The organism is Actinoplanes nipponensis (genome assembly GCF_016862275.1).
Classification (GTDB): domain Bacteria; phylum Actinomycetota; class Actinomycetes; order Mycobacteriales; family Micromonosporaceae; genus Actinoplanes; species Actinoplanes nipponensis.
In genome coordinates, this window is sequence record NZ_BOMQ01000003.1 from 1 (window position 1) to 17118 (window position 17118).

General features: G+C 73.4%; 14 protein-coding genes. 3 read left to right on the forward strand and 11 right to left on the reverse strand.

Annotated features, from left to right (window positions below):
* Positions 1-487: 487 nt before the first annotated feature.
* Genes Ani05nite_RS00185 through Ani05nite_RS00195 form a run of 3 tightly spaced genes read right to left on the reverse strand, consistent with a single transcriptional unit; the run spans position 488 to position 3806 of the window.
* Positions 488-1231, reverse strand: coding sequence for a succinate dehydrogenase/fumarate reductase iron-sulfur subunit (locus Ani05nite_RS00185; protein WP_203762476.1), 744 nt, complete (start codon positions 1229-1231; stop codon positions 488-490).
* Positions 1231-3159 carry a fumarate reductase/succinate dehydrogenase flavoprotein subunit gene (locus tag Ani05nite_RS00190; RefSeq protein WP_203762478.1) on the reverse strand — a complete coding sequence of 643 codons (1929 nt, stop codon included), beginning with the start codon at positions 3157-3159 and terminating at the stop codon, positions 1231-1233. The genes Ani05nite_RS00185 and Ani05nite_RS00190 overlap by 1 nt, the downstream gene beginning before the upstream one ends.
* A gap of 2 nt (positions 3160-3161) precedes the next feature.
* Positions 3162-3806: a succinate dehydrogenase cytochrome b subunit gene (locus Ani05nite_RS00195; RefSeq protein ID WP_275410482.1), complete on the reverse strand. Its 645-nt coding sequence runs from the start codon at positions 3804-3806 to the stop codon at positions 3162-3164.
* Positions 3807-3991: 185 nt separating this feature from the next.
* Here Ani05nite_RS00195 and Ani05nite_RS00200 point away from each other — a divergent pair, with 185 nt between their 5' ends.
* The gene (locus Ani05nite_RS00200) at positions 3992-4915 is read left to right on the forward strand and encodes a LysR family transcriptional regulator (protein WP_203762512.1); all 924 of its coding nucleotides are present in this window, start codon (positions 3992-3994) and stop codon (positions 4913-4915) included.
* A gap of 10 nt (positions 4916-4925) precedes the next feature.
* Here the strand turns inward: Ani05nite_RS00200 and Ani05nite_RS00205 are convergent, their stop codons facing one another.
* Genes Ani05nite_RS00205 through Ani05nite_RS00235 form a run of 7 tightly spaced genes read right to left on the reverse strand, consistent with a single transcriptional unit; the run spans position 4926 to position 13439 of the window.
* The gene (locus Ani05nite_RS00205) at positions 4926-6368 is read right to left on the reverse strand and encodes a phytoene desaturase family protein (RefSeq protein WP_203762481.1); all 1443 of its coding nucleotides are present in this window, start codon (positions 6366-6368) and stop codon (positions 4926-4928) included.
* Positions 6365-7459 carry a glycosyltransferase family 2 protein gene (locus Ani05nite_RS00210; RefSeq protein ID WP_203762484.1) on the reverse strand — a complete coding sequence of 365 codons (1095 nt, stop codon included), beginning with the start codon at positions 7457-7459 and terminating at the stop codon, positions 6365-6367. Before Ani05nite_RS00210 ends, Ani05nite_RS00205 begins: the two co-directional genes overlap by 4 nt.
* On the reverse strand, positions 7456-8217 hold the full coding sequence (locus Ani05nite_RS00215) for a carotenoid biosynthesis protein (protein ID WP_438845069.1): 762 nt from the start codon (positions 8215-8217) through the stop codon (positions 7456-7458). The genes Ani05nite_RS00210 and Ani05nite_RS00215 overlap by 4 nt, the downstream gene beginning before the upstream one ends.
* 2 nt (positions 8218-8219) lie before the next feature.
* Positions 8220-8801 carry a GNAT family N-acetyltransferase gene (locus tag Ani05nite_RS00220; RefSeq protein WP_203762487.1) on the reverse strand — a complete coding sequence of 194 codons (582 nt, stop codon included), beginning with the start codon at positions 8799-8801 and terminating at the stop codon, positions 8220-8222.
* Positions 8798-9541: a monooxygenase gene (locus Ani05nite_RS00225; protein ID WP_203762490.1), complete on the reverse strand. Its 744-nt coding sequence runs from the start codon at positions 9539-9541 to the stop codon at positions 8798-8800. Before Ani05nite_RS00225 ends, Ani05nite_RS00220 begins: the two co-directional genes overlap by 4 nt.
* Before the next feature lies 1 nt (position 9542).
* A complete protein-coding gene (locus Ani05nite_RS00230; RefSeq protein WP_203762493.1) occupies positions 9543-10031 on the reverse strand; it encodes a YbaK/EbsC family protein in 489 nt (162 codons plus the stop codon).
* A gap of 45 nt (positions 10032-10076) precedes the next feature.
* A complete protein-coding gene (locus tag Ani05nite_RS00235) occupies positions 10077-13439 on the reverse strand; it encodes a hypothetical protein (protein WP_203762496.1) in 3363 nt (1120 codons plus the stop codon).
* 405 nt (positions 13440-13844) lie between these two features.
* On the opposite strand from Ani05nite_RS00235, the gene Ani05nite_RS00240 reads away from it, so the two are divergent.
* Positions 13845-14042 carry a hypothetical protein gene (locus Ani05nite_RS00240; RefSeq protein ID WP_203762499.1) on the forward strand — a complete coding sequence of 66 codons (198 nt, stop codon included), beginning with the start codon at positions 13845-13847 and terminating at the stop codon, positions 14040-14042.
* Between the two features lie 76 nt (positions 14043-14118).
* Here the strand turns inward: Ani05nite_RS00240 and Ani05nite_RS00245 are convergent, their stop codons facing one another.
* A complete protein-coding gene (locus Ani05nite_RS00245; protein WP_203762502.1) occupies positions 14119-14919 on the reverse strand; it encodes an SDR family NAD(P)-dependent oxidoreductase in 801 nt (266 codons plus the stop codon).
* Positions 14920-15000: 81 nt separating this feature from the next.
* Between Ani05nite_RS00245 and Ani05nite_RS00250 the strand changes: the two genes are divergently transcribed.
* Entirely contained in the window at positions 15001-16962 is a 1962-nt protein-coding gene (locus tag Ani05nite_RS00250) for an amino acid transporter (protein WP_239129034.1), read from the forward strand.
* Positions 16963-17118 lie beyond the last annotated feature (156 nt).

The following is a 17118-nucleotide window of genomic DNA, read 5'->3' on the forward strand; positions in this document are numbered from 1 at the left end:
AGGGGTGGCTGGGGCCGAACCAAGGGTGAGGCGCAAAAGGTGGTGTTTAGGGCGCAATTCCCCGGCGGAGCGAGGGTGGGCGGGGCGCCATGGGCAGCGGCGTGAGGGGCGGTGCGGTCTCAGTCCTGGCGGAGCAAAGACGTATGGGGCGCGAAGGATGCCGGAGCGCTAAAGGGGCAAACACCGGGCGGGCGCAGGGCTGAGCGAGGCACAAGGCTGGCCCGGAAGCGAGCCGACGTCGCACTCCGAGCGTCCGACATTCACTCGAAAACCCGCCGCCGACGGGCAACCACCCGGCCGGACCACTACAGGGCTTGGGGGCGGGGATGCCCGGAGTGGGGCATCCCCGCCCCCAAGCCCCACCATGCACCCAGCCCAAACCGACTGGAACAAAGCACGAACCCCGCGTTCGGCGGGAGCGACGGTCAGCACCATGCACCCACGCACGACAAAGCCTTAAAAGGAACTTGACCCTAAAAAGACTCCCCTACTTCTTGCCGATCGCTTTGCGGTAGTCGTTGTTGAGGCGCCCGATCAGCGTCAACGGAATCCCCTTCGGACACACCGTCGTGCACTCACCCATGTTGGTGCACCCGCCGAAGCCCGCATCGTCCTGGGCCTGCAGCATGTCCACCACCCGGCTGTCCCGCTCCGGCTGGCCCTGTGGCAGCAGGCCGAGGTGGGCCACCTTCGCCGCCGTGAACAGCATCGACGAGCCGTTCGGGCAGGCCGCCACGCAGGCGCCGCAGCCGATGCAGGTGGCTGCCTCGAAGGCCGCGTCGGCGTCCGGCTTGGGGACCGGGGTGGCGTGCGCGTCCGGGGCCGTGCCGGTCGGGGCGGTGATGTAGCCGCCGGCCTGGATGATCGCGTCGAAGGCGCTGCGGTCGACGACCAGGTCCTTGATCACCGGGAAGGGCGCCGCCCGCCACGGCTCGACGTCGATCGTGTCGCCGTCCTTGAAGTGGCGCATGTGCAGCTGGCAGGCGGTGGTGGCCCGCTCGGGGCCGTGCGCCACGCCGTCGATCATGACGCCGCAGGAGCCGCAGATGCCTTCGCGGCAGTCGTGGTCGAACGCCACCGGGTCGTCGCCGTCGAGGATGAGCTTCTCGTTCAGGACGTCGAGCATCTCCAGGAACGAGGCGTCGGGGGAGATGTCCTTGACGTCGTAGCTGACCATGCGGCCCTTGTCGGCGGGGCTCTGCTGGCGCCACACGCGTACCTGGATGTCCATTACTTGTAGCTCCGGGTGCTCGGGTGAACGTATGCGAAGTCGAGCTTTTCCTTGTGCAGCACCGGCGTCTCGCCGTGCTCCCAGGCCGCGACGTAGCCGAACTCGTCGTCGTGGCGCAGCGCCTCGCCGTCGGGGGTCTGGCTCTCGGCGCGGAAGTGACCGCCGGCCGACTCGCGGCGGTGCAGCGCGTCGATGCACATCAGCTCGCCCAGTTCGAAGAAGTCGGCGACGCGGCCGGCCTTCTCCAGGTTCTGGTTGAGCTGCTCGCCGGTGCCGGGCACCTTGACCCGCTGCCAGAACTCCTCGCGCAGGCCGCGGATGAGCCCGATGGCCTTGGTCAGGCCCTCCTCGGTGCGTTCCATGCCGCAGTACTCCCACATGATGTGGCCGAGCTCGCGGTGGAAGGAGTCGACGGTGCGGTCGCCGTTGACGGCCAGCAGCTTCGCCAGCCGGTCGGAGACCTGGGCGCGGGCCGCCAGCACCGAGGGGTGGTCCGGCGAGATCTTCTCGAACGGGCCGGACGCCAGGTAGTTGTTCAGCGTGTTCGGCAGCACGAAGTAGCCGTCGGCCAGGCCCTGCATCAGCGCGGACGCGCCGAGCCGGTTGGCGCCGTGGTCGGAGAAGTTCGCCTCGCCGATCACGAACAGGCCGGGGATGGTCGACTGGAGGTCGTAGTCGACCCACAGGCCGCCCATCGTGTAGTGCACCGCCGGGTAGATGCGCATCGGCACCTGGTACGGGTCCTCGCCGGTGATGCGCTGGTACATCTCGAACAGGTTGCCGTACTTGGCCTCGACGGCGGGCTGGCCCAGCCGCTCGATGGCGTCCGCGAAGTCCAGGTAGACGCCGAGGCCGCCGGGGCCGACGCCGCGGCCCTCGTCGCAGACGTTCTTCGCCGCGCGGGAGGCGATGTCGCGGGGGACCAGGTTGCCGAAGGACGGGTAGATGCGCTCCAGGTAGTAGTCGCGGTCCTCCTCGGGGATGTCGCCCGGGGCGCGCTTGTCGTCGGCGCGTCGGGGCACCCAGACCCGGCCGTCGTTGCGCAGCGACTCCGACATCAGGGTCAGCTTCGACTGGTGCGAGCCGGACTCCGGGATGCACGTCGGGTGGATCTGCGTGTAGCAGGGGTTCGCGAACAGCGCGCCCTGGCGGTGGGCCCGCCAGGTGGCGGTGACGTTGCAGCCCTTGGCGTTGGTGGAGAGGAAGAAGACGTTGCCGTAGCCGCCGGAGGCCAGCACGACCGCGTCCGCCAGGTCGGTGCTGATCTCGCCGGTGACCAGGTCGCGGACCACGATGCCGCGGGCCTTGCCGTCGATGACGATCAGCTCCAGCATCTCGTGCCGGGCGTGCATCTCGATGTTGCCCAGCCCGATCTGCCGCTCCATCGCCTGGTACGCGCCCAGCAGCAACTGCTGGCCCGTCTGCCCCCGGGCGTAGAACGTCCGCGACACCTGGGTGCCGCCGAACGAGCGGTTGTCGAGCAGGCCGCCGTACTCGCGGGCGAACGGCACGCCCTGGGCCACGCACTGGTCGATGATGTTCACGCTGACCTCGGCCAGCCGGTACACGTTGGACTCGCGGGCGCGGAAGTCGCCGCCCTTGACGGTGTCGTAGAACAGCCGGTAGATCGAGTCGCCGTCGTTGCGGTAGTTCTTCGCGGCGTTGATGCCACCCTGCGCGGCGATCGAGTGCGCGCGCCGCGGGCTGTCCTGGTAGCAGTACGAGCGGACCCGGTAGCCGGCCTCCGCCAGGGTGGCCGCCGCCGAGCCGCCGGCCAGGCCGGTGCCGACCACGATGACCGACAGCTTGCGGCGGTTGGCCGGGTTGACCAGCTTGGCGGAGAACCGGCGGCGCTCCCAGCGGGTCTCGATCGGCCCGTCCGGTGCGGCCTGGTCGGCGATGTCCTCGCCCTCGGTCCAGAACGACATGATCAGTCCACCAATCCGGTGAGCACGGCGAACGGCACCGACAGGTAGCCGACGACCAGGACGACGGAGAGCAGCAGGGCGGCGCCGCGGGCGATGCGCTCGCCGCGGGCGGTGCGCTGGCCCAGGGTGCGGACCGCGCTGAACAGGCCGTGCCGCAGGTGGAAGCCGACGGCCACGATGGACAGCGTGTAGAACAGGGTCACGTACCAGCGGTCGGGGGTGAAGTCGGCGGTCACGTTGGCGTACGGCTGCCCCGGCGCGGCGTTCGGGTTGAGCGTGCCGGTGGTCAGGTCGAGGATGTGGTAGATCACGAAGAGCAGGATGATCACGCCACCCCAGCGCATGGTCCGCGCCGCGTAGCTGCCCTGCACCTTGGGGCGGTGCACGTAGCGCACGGGCCGGGCCTTGCGGGCGCGGCGGGCCAGGATCGTGGCCGCGACGATGTGCGCCACGACCGCGAAGGTCAGGATGCCCCGCTGGATCCACAGGAACCACTCGTGCGGCAGCAGCGGCGTGCCCAGGGTGCGCAGCCACTCGCCGTAGTGGTCGAACGTCTCGGCGCCGAAGAAGATCTTGAGGTTGCCGATCATGTGGGCGTACAGGAAGCCGACGAGCAGCAGTCCGGTGAGCGCCATGAGGATCTTCAGCGCGAGCGAGGAGCGCGTGCCGCGGCGCGGCTTGAGCGCCGGCTTGCCGGCCAGCGTCTTGCGTGCCGGCTCGGCCGTCGCCCGCGGGGTTGGAGTACTGATGTCTACCGCCACGCGATGAACGCTAAGAGCCTCTAGACGATTCGTCTAATGCATGATCGTCGGGGTGCTCATAGACGTAAGCTATCAAGGTGCAGCTTCAACAGCTCCGATACTTCCTAGCAGTGGTGGAAACCCGGCATTTCACCCAAGCGGCCGACTCCCTGGGCGTTTCCCAGCCGACTTTAAGTAAGCAGATTCACACCCTGGAGCAGACGCTCGGGGCGCCGCTCTTCGAGCGCGTCCGGGGCGCGGTCGCGCTCACCGCCGCCGGCGACACGCTGCTGCCGCTGGCCCGCCGGATGGTCGCCGACGCGGACGCCGCCCGCGACGCCGTCCAGGAGATCGTCGGGCTGCGCCGCGGCCGGGTCCGGGTCGGCGCCACCCCCAGCCTCTGCTCCTCGCTGGTACCGACGGTGCTGCGCCGGTTCCGCGCCGAACACCCGGACATCGAGCTGCGCGTCAACGAGGGCAGCTCGCAGGACCTGATCACCGACCTGCTGGCCCGGGAGCTCGACCTGGCGCTGATCGTGCACCCGGACCAGGGCGTCGACCCCGCGCTGGCCGCCGCCCCGGTGCTGCGCGAGAGCCTGGTCGTGGCGTCCGTCGCCGCGGGACCGCCGCCGACCGCCCACCCCCAGCTCGCCCTGGCCGAGCTGCGCGACACCCCGCTGGTGATGTTCCGGCCCGGCTACGACCTGCGCGACGTCACCCTGGAGGCGTGCCGGCGGGCCGGCTTCACCCCGCGGTTCGCCGTCGAGGGCGGGGAGATGGACGCGGTGCTGGCGTTCGTCGAGGCCGGGCTGGGCGTGGCGCTGGTGCCCAGCATGGTGCTGGCGAACCGGCCGCTGCTGCGGGCCACCCCGCTCGCGCCGCCCGGGATGCGCCGCACGATCGCGCTGGCCCACCGGCGCCGGGCGGTGCTGCCGCACGCGGCGGAGGCGCTGCGCGCGACCCTGCTGGACCACATCGCCACGGGCGAGCTGCCCTTCGGGGTCCAGCCGCTCTGAGCGGCGGCGGTCAGGCCGGTCCGATCCCGTCCGCGACGATCTTCGCCGACAGGGTGACCATCGGCAGCCCGCCGCCCGGGTGCGTCGAGCCGCCCACCAGGAACAGCCCGTCCAGCGGCCCCCGGTTCGCCGGCCGGGTCAGCCCGCCCGCCGTGCCGTAGATCGCCCCGCCCGGCGCGGCCGTGGCGTCCGCCAGGTCCGCCGGCGTGCGGGTCTCGGCGAACAGCAGCCGGTCCCGCACGTCCAGCCCCCGGGCCGCCAGCACGTCGAGGATGTGCCGCCCGTAGGCGTCCGCCAGACCCGGCCGGCGCCAGTCGACCGCGCCCAGATCCGTCCCGTGCCGGGGCGCGTTCACCAGCACGAACCACGCCTCGGTGCCGTCCGGGCGCACCGCGGGATCCTCCGCGCGGGTCACGAAGACGGCCGGGTCCGACGGCGGCCGCGCCCGGACGCCGGTGCCCGGCGAGCCGAACACCGCGTCGAACTCCGCGTCGTAGTCGCGGGGGAAGAACACCGTGTGGTGCGCCAGCTGCGGGGTCCGCCCGCGTACGCCGAGCAGCAGGACGAAGCCCGCCAGGCTGCGCGCCGCCAGCCCACCCAGGCGGGCCGGCTCCGGCAGCAGGTCGCGGTACACCGACAGGGCGTCCACGTTGGCGACCACCACGTCGGCCGGGACCTCCGCGCCGGAGCACAGCCGCACCCCGGTGGCCCGGCCGGCGGTGGCGCGGATCCGGTCGACCGGCGACGAGAGCACGACCTCCACGCCCAGCGACCGGCAGCGCTCGAGCAGCGCCGTCGCCAGCACCCCGAGCCCGCCGTCGAGGTACCAGCCGCCGAAAGCCAGCTCCGCGTACGGGATCGCGGCCAGCGCCGCCGGGGCCCGGCGCGGATCGGCGCCGGTGTAGGTCGCGTAGCGGTCCAGCAGCATCCGCAGCCGCGGGTCGCGCAGATACCGCCGGCCCAGCGAGCGCAGCGAGCGCCCGGGCGCGATGGCGGCCAGGTCACCGACCCGCCAGGAGAGCGCGGCCAGCGCGGCCGGGGTGACCTCGCGCTGCAGCACCGAACGCCAGGAGGCGCGCCAGATCCGCTCGGCGCGCGCCCAGAACCGCGCCCAGTCCGCGCCCGCGGCGGCGCCGAACGCGGCCTCGATCCGCAGGCGGAACACCTCCGGATCGGACGACGAGTCCAGCACCGAGCCGTCCGGGAAGTGGTGCCGCACCACCGGGTCCAGCGGCACCGGGGCCAGGTCCAGGCCCAGGTCGGCGAAGACCTGCGGCAGCGTGAGCAGGCTCGGCCCGGTGTCGAAGCGGAAACCGTCGCGCTCGTAGCAGCCCAGCTTGCCCCCGACGGTCGCCGCGCGTTCGTGCACGGTCACCCGGTGCCCGGCGGCGGCCAGCCGCGCGGCGGCGGCCAGACCGCCCACCCCCGCGCCGATCACCACGATGCGGCTCATACCGGCCGCCCCCGCCAGGTGAGCCGGCCGCGCCGCCGCAGCGCGAACGAGCGCGCCACCAGCGCGCCGAACAGCACGATCGAGACCGGCTGGGCCAGGGCGTCGGGCCAGGCCCGACCGCCGGTCGCCCGGGCCGAGACCACCCGGCCCACCACCCCGATCAGGTACGCCGCCAGCGCCCACCCGGCCGGCCCCACCGCCCCGCCGGCCAGCAGCGCCACCCCCGCCACCGGCGGCGCCACGTAGAGCAGCCCCAGCACGGCGACCACGGCGGCCGCCCCGGCCGGCGAACCGAACGACGCCCACAGCGACTTGCCGTAACCGTCGCGCAGCTCGTGCCAGGAGGAGTACATCAGGCACTCGGCCAGCGCCGAACCGTCGGCCAGGGCGATCCGGCCGCCGGACCGCTTGACCGCCCGGGCCAGCCCGATGTCCTCGAGCACGTCGGCGCGGACCGCCGCGTGCCCGCCGGCCCGCTCGTAGCCGGCCGGGTCCGCCACCAGCCACTGGCCGCCGGCCGCCGCCAGCGACGCGCGCGGCGACCGCTCCATCGCCCGCAGCGGCAGGAACGTCAGCCACGACCACTGCAACAACGGCTGCACGAGCCGCCCGGCGCCGACGATCCGTGGGTACGGCGACAGCAACTGCACCCCCGACGAGCGCAGCAGCTCCACCCCGCCCGCGACGGCGTCCGGCGCCAGCACCACGTCCGCGTCCACGAAGACCAGTACGTCCGCGTCGCCGGCCGCGGATGCGAGTTGCGCGCAGGCGTGCGGTTTGCCGAGCCAGCCGGCCGGCAGTGGCGCGCCGGTCAGCAGCCGTACCTTGTCGCCGGCAACCGCCCGCACCACCTCCGCGGTGCCGTCGGTCGAGCCGTCGTCGAGCACCAGGATCTCCAGGTGCGGCACGCCGGCCTGGCCGAGCAGCGCCTCCAGGCACGGGGTCACCCGCTCGGCCTCGTCCCGCAGCGGCAGCAGCACGGCCACCCGCTCGGTGGTGGTCGCCCCGGCGCGCGGCCGGCGCAGCAGGCGCGCGTTGACGATCGTGTGCCCGGTCAGCGCGATCAGCGGCAGCAGCGCGGCCCAGATCATGCCGGCACCGGCCGGCGGGCCCGCCGCGCGGCCAGCGGCAGCACGACCGCGCCCATCAGCACGCCACCCCACAGCGCCGAGGCCGGCAGGCCGAGGAAGACCGCGTGGGCGAGCACGGAGGAAGCGTACGTCCACCACCAGAGCACGAGCATCGGCGTGTCACCCGGCCGGACCGTGTCGGCCCGCGCGCCCGTGGCGGCGGCCAGCCCGGCCATCAGCACCACCGCGAAGCCCAGCCAGCCCAGGTAGTTGCCGATCGGGATGCCGGGCACGCCGGGCAGCGCCGGCGTGGGCGACTCCCAGGTCCAGTACCCCTCGGCGACCATCTGCGGATCGAGGAACAGGTCCCACGCGGCCAGCCCGGCGGCGGCCAGCGCGATCCGCGCCGGCCGGGACCGGGCCAGCCGCAGCGCCGCCAGCCAGGCCGGCCAGGCCATCCAGGTCCAGGCCAGCGGGATGATCAGCGGTACGCCGAGCAGCTTGGGCCCCAGCTGGCCGGAGTAGACGTAGGTGCCGAACGGGAACCCGGTCGCCACCCCCAGCGCCTCCACGGCGAAGCCGCCCAGCGTCGCGGTGGCGATCAGCGCGGCCGCCGTCCGGGCGCCCCGGGTGAGCAGCGCGTGGGCCACCGACAGCAGGTAGCCCAGCACGACGGTGAGCACGGTCAGCCCGGCGCGCAGGCCGCCCTCGGTCAGCGGGTAGCAGATCTGGGTCAGCACCAGGGCGCCGAGCAGCGCCCACGGTAGAACTCGCACCACGGTCAGATGCCGACGATCCCGGGGGCGTCCTCGGGCGCCGGGCGCCCGGCCAGCGGCAGCTCCCGTCCGAGGATGGCGAACGCCCGTTCGTCGCCGGGGAAGATGAAGTCGCGCAGCACGTCGGAGAAGCCGAACCGGCGGTACAGCCGCCAGGCCCGCGACGTCTGCTCGTCGGCCTCGGGGGTGGACAGCAGCACGGTGTCGCCGTCGGCCATCGACAGCAGCGCGCGTAGCTGCCGGGCGCCGATGCCGTGGCCCTGGGCGCTGGGCCGCACGTGCAGCTCGACCACCTCGAAACAGGAGCTCAGCCAGTGCCGGCGGGCGGCCTCGTCGAGCGCGGAGCGGACCTGGTCGTGCCACCACTGGCCGGGCCCGGACGCATAGCCGTAGCCGAAGCCGGCGAGATGACCGTCGGTGGTGAGGGTGGCGACGGCCCGGAAGCCGGCGCGGCGCACGTGGGCGCCGATGTAGCCGCGGCGGGTCTGCAGCAGCTCGGCGCGGTAGCCCATCGCCTCGCCGTACACGCTCACCACGTCGTCCAGCCGCCGGAGCATGTCGTCCGGCTGCCAGGGAACGAGCCTCATCGCTCTCCTTCTGCTGACCGCCCGGCCTGGCCGCCGCCGGAACCCTGCCACCCCAGCACGGCCCTGTCGCCGCTGATGCCCCGCACCGCGAACCGGGCGAAAAGCTCCTCGGCGTACCACCGGGCGGCCGGGGTGCGCGCGATCACCGCGCGGTGCTCCGGCTGACGGTACGCGAACCCGGTCAGCGCCGTCTCGGTGCGCCAGACGGTGACCGTGCCCTGCCAGCCGACCGGCGCCTCGCCGATGCCGAACCGGGCCAGCAGCCCGGGCGCCGCGGCCAGCTCGCGGGCCACCGGCGGCACGGCCCGCCAGAAGGTCAGGGTCCGCGCCGGGCGCAGCCGGGCCCGGGTCAGCGCGAGCACGGGCGCGTCGGTACGCCCGCCGGAGGGCGCGCCGAACGGGGTCTGCCCGGACCAGTACCCGCGGCTGGTCAGCGGGGTCAGGTCGACCCGGGCCGAGCCCGCCGCGATCCGGGCCCAGGCCGCGCCCACGGCGCCCAGGTCCCCGCCGGCCGGATCGTCCCAGGCCACCACGGCCGCGTACCGGGTCAGGTCGGCGTCGCCGGGGCCGAACCCGGTCCCGGTCCCGGTGCCGAGCAGCTTGGCGAACCGCACGCCGGGCAGCGCCCGCAGCCGCCGCGGGTCGCGCGCCATCCGCAGCAGGGCCCGGCCCAGCGCCCGGCGCGGCACCCGCCACACGTGCAGGGTGACCAGCGGCGGGACGTCGCTCCTGGTGGCCACGTCAGGCCACGTCGGTGGCGCTGCCGCCGGTGACCCGCAGCAGCTCGGCGTACGTGATCGGGAAGACCACCTGGGGCACGCCGCCCGCCGCCCAGATCTCCGGATACCGCTCCAGCGCGGTGTCGACCAGCGTGCGCACCGGCTTGGGGTGCCCGACCGGGGCGACCCCGCCGATCGGCTGCCCGGTGTGCGCGCGGACGAACTCGGGCGCGGCCCGCCCCAGCTTCGCCAGCCCCAGCCCGGCGGCGACCTTGCCGGTGTCCACCCGGTGCGCGCCGGAGGTGAGCACGAGCAGCGGCTCGCCGTCGGCGTCGAAGATCAGCGAGTTGGCGATCTGGCCCACCTCGACACCGAGCGCGGCGGCGGCCGCCGCGGCGGTGTGCACGCCCTCGTCGAAGACCACCATGCGCGGCGCGCTGCCGTCGGCGGTGCGGGCGTCGGCGTTCTCGAGCGCGGCCTGCACGGCCAGCACGTTGGGATGGCTTTCCATGCCGACCATTGTGCCGGGGTCCCCGGCCCGGCCCGTACCCGCCGCTCAGAAGCAGAGTTGCCACCCGCACAGGGCCGGGCCCGCGGCGATGACCAGCTGCCCGTCCGCGGTGATCACCATGCCGTGCGGTGCCTCCAGTAGTTCCAGGCTCTCGGCCGGCGCGCCGTCCCGCGTCCAGATCCGGGCCCGGCGGTCGGCGCCCGCCGAGGCGATCACCAGCTGGTCGCCGGCGGACCCGATCGTCACCGCGGACACCTTGCCGCGGTGCGCCTCGCGGGCCGTGTGGAAGCCCGACCCGGAAGCCGCGTCGAAGTGCCTCACCGTGCCGTCGTCATAGCCCACGGCGAGAATGCCGTGGGCGATCGTCATGGCTGTCACCGCGGATCCGGCGGCCCCGTTCTGGCCGAGGGCGGTGCCGGCGGCCAGGTCGAAGATCCGCACCAGCCCGTCGGAGTAGCCCAGCGCCGCGGCCTCGGCGTCACCGAGCCGGCCGATGGCCAGCCCGGTGATCGTCCGGCCGGGGCGGCCGAAGGACGCGCTGACCAGGTTTCCCCGGCTGTCCCAGCGCCGGGCCAGGCCGTCGTGATGCGTCGTGACGAAGCAGTACCGCCCGCCGGCCCGGCCGATCTGGACGGCGGTGGCGCCCACCGGCCGGCTGGTCAGCGGCATGCGCTGCAAACGGCGACGGTCGTCCCAGATCTGCACCGAGCCCGCCCGGCCCACGACGGCGATCACATTGATGCCGTTGAGGGGACCGGTCGTCACGGTCAGTGGCGATGCGGTGGTGGTCAGCGGGGCTCCGACCGGCCGGCCGTCGAGATCCCAGACCCGGACCGAGCTGTCGTCGCTGGTGGTCACCAGGATCGGCCGGCCGGCGTAGATGCCGGTGGCCAGGGCGGTGATCGGCCGGCGGTGATCGGACGTCGAGGTCCGGCTCGACCCGGTCGCCGGGCTGTCCCAGATCCGGATGGCGCCGTCGCGGGAACCGGTGGCGATCACCTGACGGTCGCCGAGGGTGCCTATCGCGACCGCGTTGACCATGTCGGTGTGTTCGGTGAGCGGGTCCATCGCGAGCTGATTCGGGCCGTGCCAAAGCCGTACCGCCCGGTCGTCGTGCGCGACGGCGACGACCTCCCGGTCGTCCAGGCGGCCGACGGCGACCGCGCAGGCCGCCCGCTGGTGGCCGATGAAGGTACGGCCCCAGGCCCGGCCGCCGTGCTCCCGCCAGAACCGCACCGCCCCGTCGAGTCCGGTCGAGGCCAGGACCGGCTGACCCTCCCACTGCCCGAAGGTCAGCCCTTTGACCGAGATGTGGGCCATCGGGAAACGCGGACCGAGCGGCGCACCCTCGGCGGTCCACAGCTGCATGGTGCGATCGGTCGCGGTCGCGATCACGTCGCCCTGGCCGAAGCGCCCGACGGCGACCGCCGTCGCGGGGACCGGTTGCGGTGGGAACCGCAGGTCGTCCGCGCGCAGGTCCTCATTCCACAGACACAGCGTGCCGTCGTGACCGAGCGCCACGATCACCGGCGCGCCCGCCAGCACCCCGATCGTCACGGCCGCGATGCCCCGGCGGCACGGCGCCACCAGCTTGGTCAGCAGCTGGCCGTTCGCATCCAGGATCAGCAGCTCGGCGGAGCCGGACGTGGCCACGATGACGTCGGTCCGGCCGAACCCGCCGACGGCCAGGGCGGTGACCTCGGGCAGCAGGTTGAACTGCTGGTGGGACCGGCCCAACCCGTGCGCCCACAGGGGTACGTGCGGCGTGTCCGACAGCTGGAGCAGCCGATGCTGCAGCGGGTGCTGCTGCAGATGCAGCGCCGCCAGCGCGATCAACTGGGCCCGGGCGGGCGGCGGGAGGGAGTCGGCGCGGCCGGCCGCGCGGCGCAGCACAGCCGCGGTACCGGCGAGCGCAGGGCCGGGAGCGGCCGGGATGACCGGCAGCAGGCGGAACAGGTCGCAGTGCGCCAGGAAGGCGGGATCGTCGAGCAGATCACCCAGCCGGTCGGCGGCAGCCGCGTGGTCGGCGGCGTGCCGGCGGGCGTACGGCGTGCCGGCCCAGCCGGCCGGCCCGGCCGGCCGGACCAGGCGGAACAGCTTGAGCTCGTCGCTGGGGCCGCGGTTCCGCTGCGCCTTCAGCTCGTCGGCCAGGGCCTGGTGGAAGAGGCGGGTCACCGGTGTGCCGTCGCTGTCCCGGTTGCTCTGCAGCAGGTAGTCCGCGGCAGGCGAGTCCCGGAGCTCTTCCAGGTCGGCGCCGCTGACCGGGGAGTCCAGTGCGGCCGCGAAGCGCAGCCACATGCCGTCGTCCAGTCCGGCGCCCCGGGCATACGCCAGGGCCAGGAGCAGGCCGCGCACCCGGACCCGCTCCGCCGCCACCAGGTGATCGAGGTACTTGGTCAGAGCCTCCCGCACGCTGCTCGGCAGTCGTGACTCGTCGAAGTCCGGCGCGAGCGGATCCATCGGCCGGGGATCCATGGACAGCGGGTGCGCCGCCAGCGCCGCCACCAGATAGTTCCGTTCGGCGCGCCGGCCGATGATCGCGGCGAGGCGGTCGGTGAGGTCGCGGTCGGCGCGGTAGTGCTGCCAGGCGGCGCCCGGCGGCCCGGGGTGGGTGGCGCCGTCCTTGCGCAGCAGCGCGGCCGCCACGGCGCGCAGGCCGTCAGGATCAAAGTAGCGGTCGTCGTCGAGATCGACCAGGTTGTGACCGGCGGCCGACCGGACGCCGAGCGTGGCCAGCAGACCCAGGGTGGTGAACGGGTTCTGCGCGCTCAACCGCCTCGTCGCCACCACAGCCCGTACGCCTGGCAGCGCCGTGACCGCCATGAGCGTGGAGACGATCTCGTCCCGGTCCGCGGGGCTGCCGGCCTCGTCCAGCGCATCGACGACCAGCAGGAACCGGGCGTCGGGGCGCGCCGCCCAGGTCTCGACCACGTCGATCATCCCGGTCACGTCCGCCCGGCCGAGGCACCGGCCCAGGGCGGTCAGAAAGGTGTCGTGGGTGGCGTCCCGGGCGAAGAACATGAGGCCGAGCTGGCCGGCGTCCAGGGAGATCTCCCGGGCCACCCGGGCCACCACCGAGCTCTTGCCGGCCCCGGGCTGCCCGGTGACCACCAGGGGCAGGCCCGGGTCGATGGGCTGGCGCAACCAGGCCCGGATGGCCGCCCGCGCGGCTTCACGACCGCGGAACAGGTCGCCGCCCTGACCGGCGTTGCGCTGGCCGAGCGCCTTCTGCTGAAAATGGTCACGACCGTTGCCGTCGATTCCCGCGGCGGTGATCCAGCCGGCCGGCGCGGAGCGTGCGCCGGACGGTTCCTCGTCGATCCGCCCGGCCGCCAGGCGGTCCCACACCGCCAGCCACGCGGTCACCTCGGTCTTGGTGAGACCGCAGCCGTACAGGTATCCCTGCAACGAGGAGCGCTGCGGCTGCCGGTTCCCGCGGACCAGGCTCGCGACAGTGTTGGGGGAAATGCCGTAACCGGCTTTCCGGCCGCGCTGGGCCACCGCACGGAAGGACCGTTCCGGGGAGTCGTCGTACAGTTCCGCGACCGATCCGGCGAATTGCTTCCAGGTCGTGATCCGGGCCAGATCGTGAAACCTTTGTCGATCTTCTCCGGGGAGGTCCTCGGGCGACTCGCCCCTCGGCTCCCCGGCCCGCCCGTGCACCCGCCGAGGGTAACGGTTCTCAATGATCAAGCCGGAATCGTGGGGCGCGCAAGCTGCGCAACCCGCGCCAAGCGCTTCCTGTTGATCGGTTGCGCGGATGGGCTGTTCTCAGCACGGACGATCGGCGTCCGGCGGGAAAGGGGCTCGACGATGAACGGGACCACGACGCGCACCATCTGGTTCGCCTTCGTCATTCTGGCCGGCGCTTTCGTGGGAACGGCCGGCGGAATGCTCAGTTTCGCGGGCGGCGCCCGAGCCGCCAACGCGGTTCTGGCCGGTGGCGGGGCCTTCGTCACGGCCACCACGCTGGGGCTGCTGATGGTGACGTTCCTGCACGAGAGGGAGTGACCCGCGCGGGCTGCCGCCGGGCCCCGGACCGGGTCGGTCCACCGGTCCGGTGCCGCCGCGGAGCCCGCGGCAGGCGTCAGCCGACGGCCGCGGCGCTCGCCTCCCACAGCCGGGCGGCGATCGCCGGGTCGGCGGCCACCGTGTCGGGCCGGGTCACCTTGTGGCCCACGTAGTAGGCGCCGTTGGTGACCGCCGCGGTGCTCAGCCAGGCCAGCAGGTCGCCGGCCTGCTCGGGGGTGGTCAGGAACGGGGCGAACCGGTAGAAGAACTTGGTCGCCGCGCCCACCCCGAAGTTGCTGCGCACCACGCCCGGGTGGAACGACACCGAGGTGATGTCCGGCCAGCGGCGGGCCGCCTCCGCGGCGAAGAGGATGTTCGCCGCCTTGCTGGCCCCGTAGGCCCGCCACGAGCTGTAGCTGTCGGCCGAGCCGGTGAAGTCCTCCGGGTCCAGCTTGGCGCGCTGGTGCGCCCGCGAGGCCGTGTTCACCACCCGGCCGCCGCGCAGCGCTTCGCGCAGCAGGTCGGTGAGCAGGAACGGCGCCAGGTGGTTGCCCTGGATGGTGGCCTCGAAGCCGTCCACGGTGCGGACGTAGGACTGCACCATGCCGCCGGCGTTGTTCGCCAGCACATCGATCCTCGGGTACGCGGCGAGCAGCTTCGCGGCCAGCTCCCGTACCTCGTCGAGCACGGCGAAGTCGGCGCGGAACTCGCCCGGCTCCGGTCCGGTGGCGGCGGCCCGGACGGCGGCCATCGCGGCGCCCAGCCGGCCCGGGTCGCGGCCGACCACGACCACCTGCTCACCCTCGGCCGCGAGCTGCCGGGCGGCGGCCAGGCCGACGCCCGAGCTGGCTCCGGTGATGACGATCGTGCGTGGCATGTGTCACTCCTCGTTCCGGCGTCATGATCGGCGCTGCGGCTGTCGTACCCATGGTGCATCCTGGCACCGGTGAGCACCGAGATGAACGTGCCGGCGTCCGTGGCCAGTCCCGTACGGACGCCGCCGCCGACCCGCACCGTCAGCCGCTGGCTGCTCGCCCACCGGGTCCAGCCGGTCGGCCCGGAGGCGGCCGAGGGCTCCCACCCGCAGCCCTGGTGGAAGGTCATGGCGCTGACCGGCGTGGACTACTTCTCCACCCTGTCCTATCTGCCGGCCATCGCGGCGCTGGCCGCCGGGGCGCTGTCCCCGCTGGCCACCCTGCTGATCGTGGCGCTGACCCTGCTCGGCATGCTCCCGATGTACCGGCGGGTCGCGCAGGAGAGCCCGCACGGGCAGGGCTCGGTGGCCATGCTGGAGAGCCTGCTCCCGTTCTGGCGCGGCAAGCTGTTCGTGCTGGTCCTGCTCGGCTTCGTGGTCACCTCCTGGATCATCACGATCACCCTGTCGGCCGCCGACGCCACCGTGCACATGTCGGAGAACCCGTACCTGCCGGACTTCCTGCACGGCCACGCGGTGCCGATCACCATCGTGCTGCTGCTCGTCCTGGGCTTCGTCTTCCTGCTCGGCTTCAGCGAGGCCGTCCAGGTCGCCATCCCGCTGGTGGTGGTCTTCCTGGCCCTGAACGCGGTGGTCACCGTGGTCGGCCTGGTCGACGTGTTCACCACCGCGGGCGCGCTGTCGGCCTGGGTGGACGCGCTGGGCGCGCACGGCACCGGCTTCGCCGACCTGATCGGCCCGTCCGTGCTGGCGTTCCCGGCCCTGGTGCTGGGCCTGTCCGGCTTCGAGACCGGGGTCAGCATGATGCCGCTGATCGCCGCGTCCGGCGAGGACCCGGAGGCCCGGATGCGCTCGCGGGTCCGCAACACCCGCAAGCTGCTCACCACCGCCGCGCTGATCATGAGCGTCTACCTGATCGCCACGAGCTTCGTGACCACCGTGCTGATCCCGGCGGAGGAGTTCGAGGCGGGCGGCCAGGCCAACGGGCGCGCGCTGGCGTACCTGGCCCACGAGAAGCTGGGCGAGATCTTCGGCACCGCGTACGACATCAGCAGCATCCTGATCCTGTGGTTCGCGGGCGCCTCGGCGATGGCCGGCCTGATCAACATCGTGCCCCGCTACCTGCCCGGCTACGGCATGGCGCCCGAGTGGGGCCGCGCGGTCCGGCCGGTGGTGCTGGTCTACACGGCGATCGGCATCGGCATCACCGTGGTCTTCGGCGCTGACGTGAACGCGCAGGCGGGCGCGTACGCCACCGGCATCCTGGCGATGATGGTCTCCGGCGCGGTGGCCGTGGCCATCTCGGCGGCCCGCCGGCGCCAGCGCAGGGCGGCGATCGGCTTCACCGTCCTCACGCTGATCCTGCTGTACGCCCTGATCGACAACATCATCGAGAAGCCGGACGGCATCGCCATCTCCGCGGTCTTCGTGGCGGCGATCATCGCGGTCTCGCTGATCTCCCGGGTCAGCCGCACCACCGAACTGCGCGCCGAACGCATCGAGTTCGACGAGCCGGCCCGGCAGTTCATCGCCGACTCGATCGCCTACGACGGCGAACTCAACCTGGTCGCGAACCGCCGCCAGGCCGGCGACGAGCAGGAGTACGCGGCCAAGGAAGACGAACAGCGCGGCATGAACCCGGTGCCCGGGCCGGCGGACATCCTGTTCCTGGAGGTCACGGTGATCGACCCGTCGGAGTTCAGCAACATCCTGCGAGTGCGCGGCGAACAGGTGGGCACCCACCGCATCCTGCGGGTGGAGAGCCCGGCCGCGCCGAACGCGATCGCCGCGGTGCTGCTCGCCCTCCGCGACGCGACGGGGGTACGCCCGCACTGCTACTTCGAGTGGGCGGAGGGCAGCCCGCTGATGCACCTGTTCCGGTACCTGCTGCTGGGCCGGGGCGACACGGCGCCGGTGGTACGCGAGATCATCCGCAAGAGCGAGGCGGACCCGGGTCGCCGCCCGGGCATCCACGTGGGCGGCTGAATCCCAGCTGCCTGGGCCTGCGGCGCACGGCCGGTGGCACCGCCGCCTGCGCGTGGAAGCCGCCCGGGCCGAATGTGGCCCGGCCGGTTGCCGCGCCGTTCCGGTCGCCTCGCGCCGTTCTGGCCGCCTCGCGCCGTTCTGGCCGCCTCGCGCCGG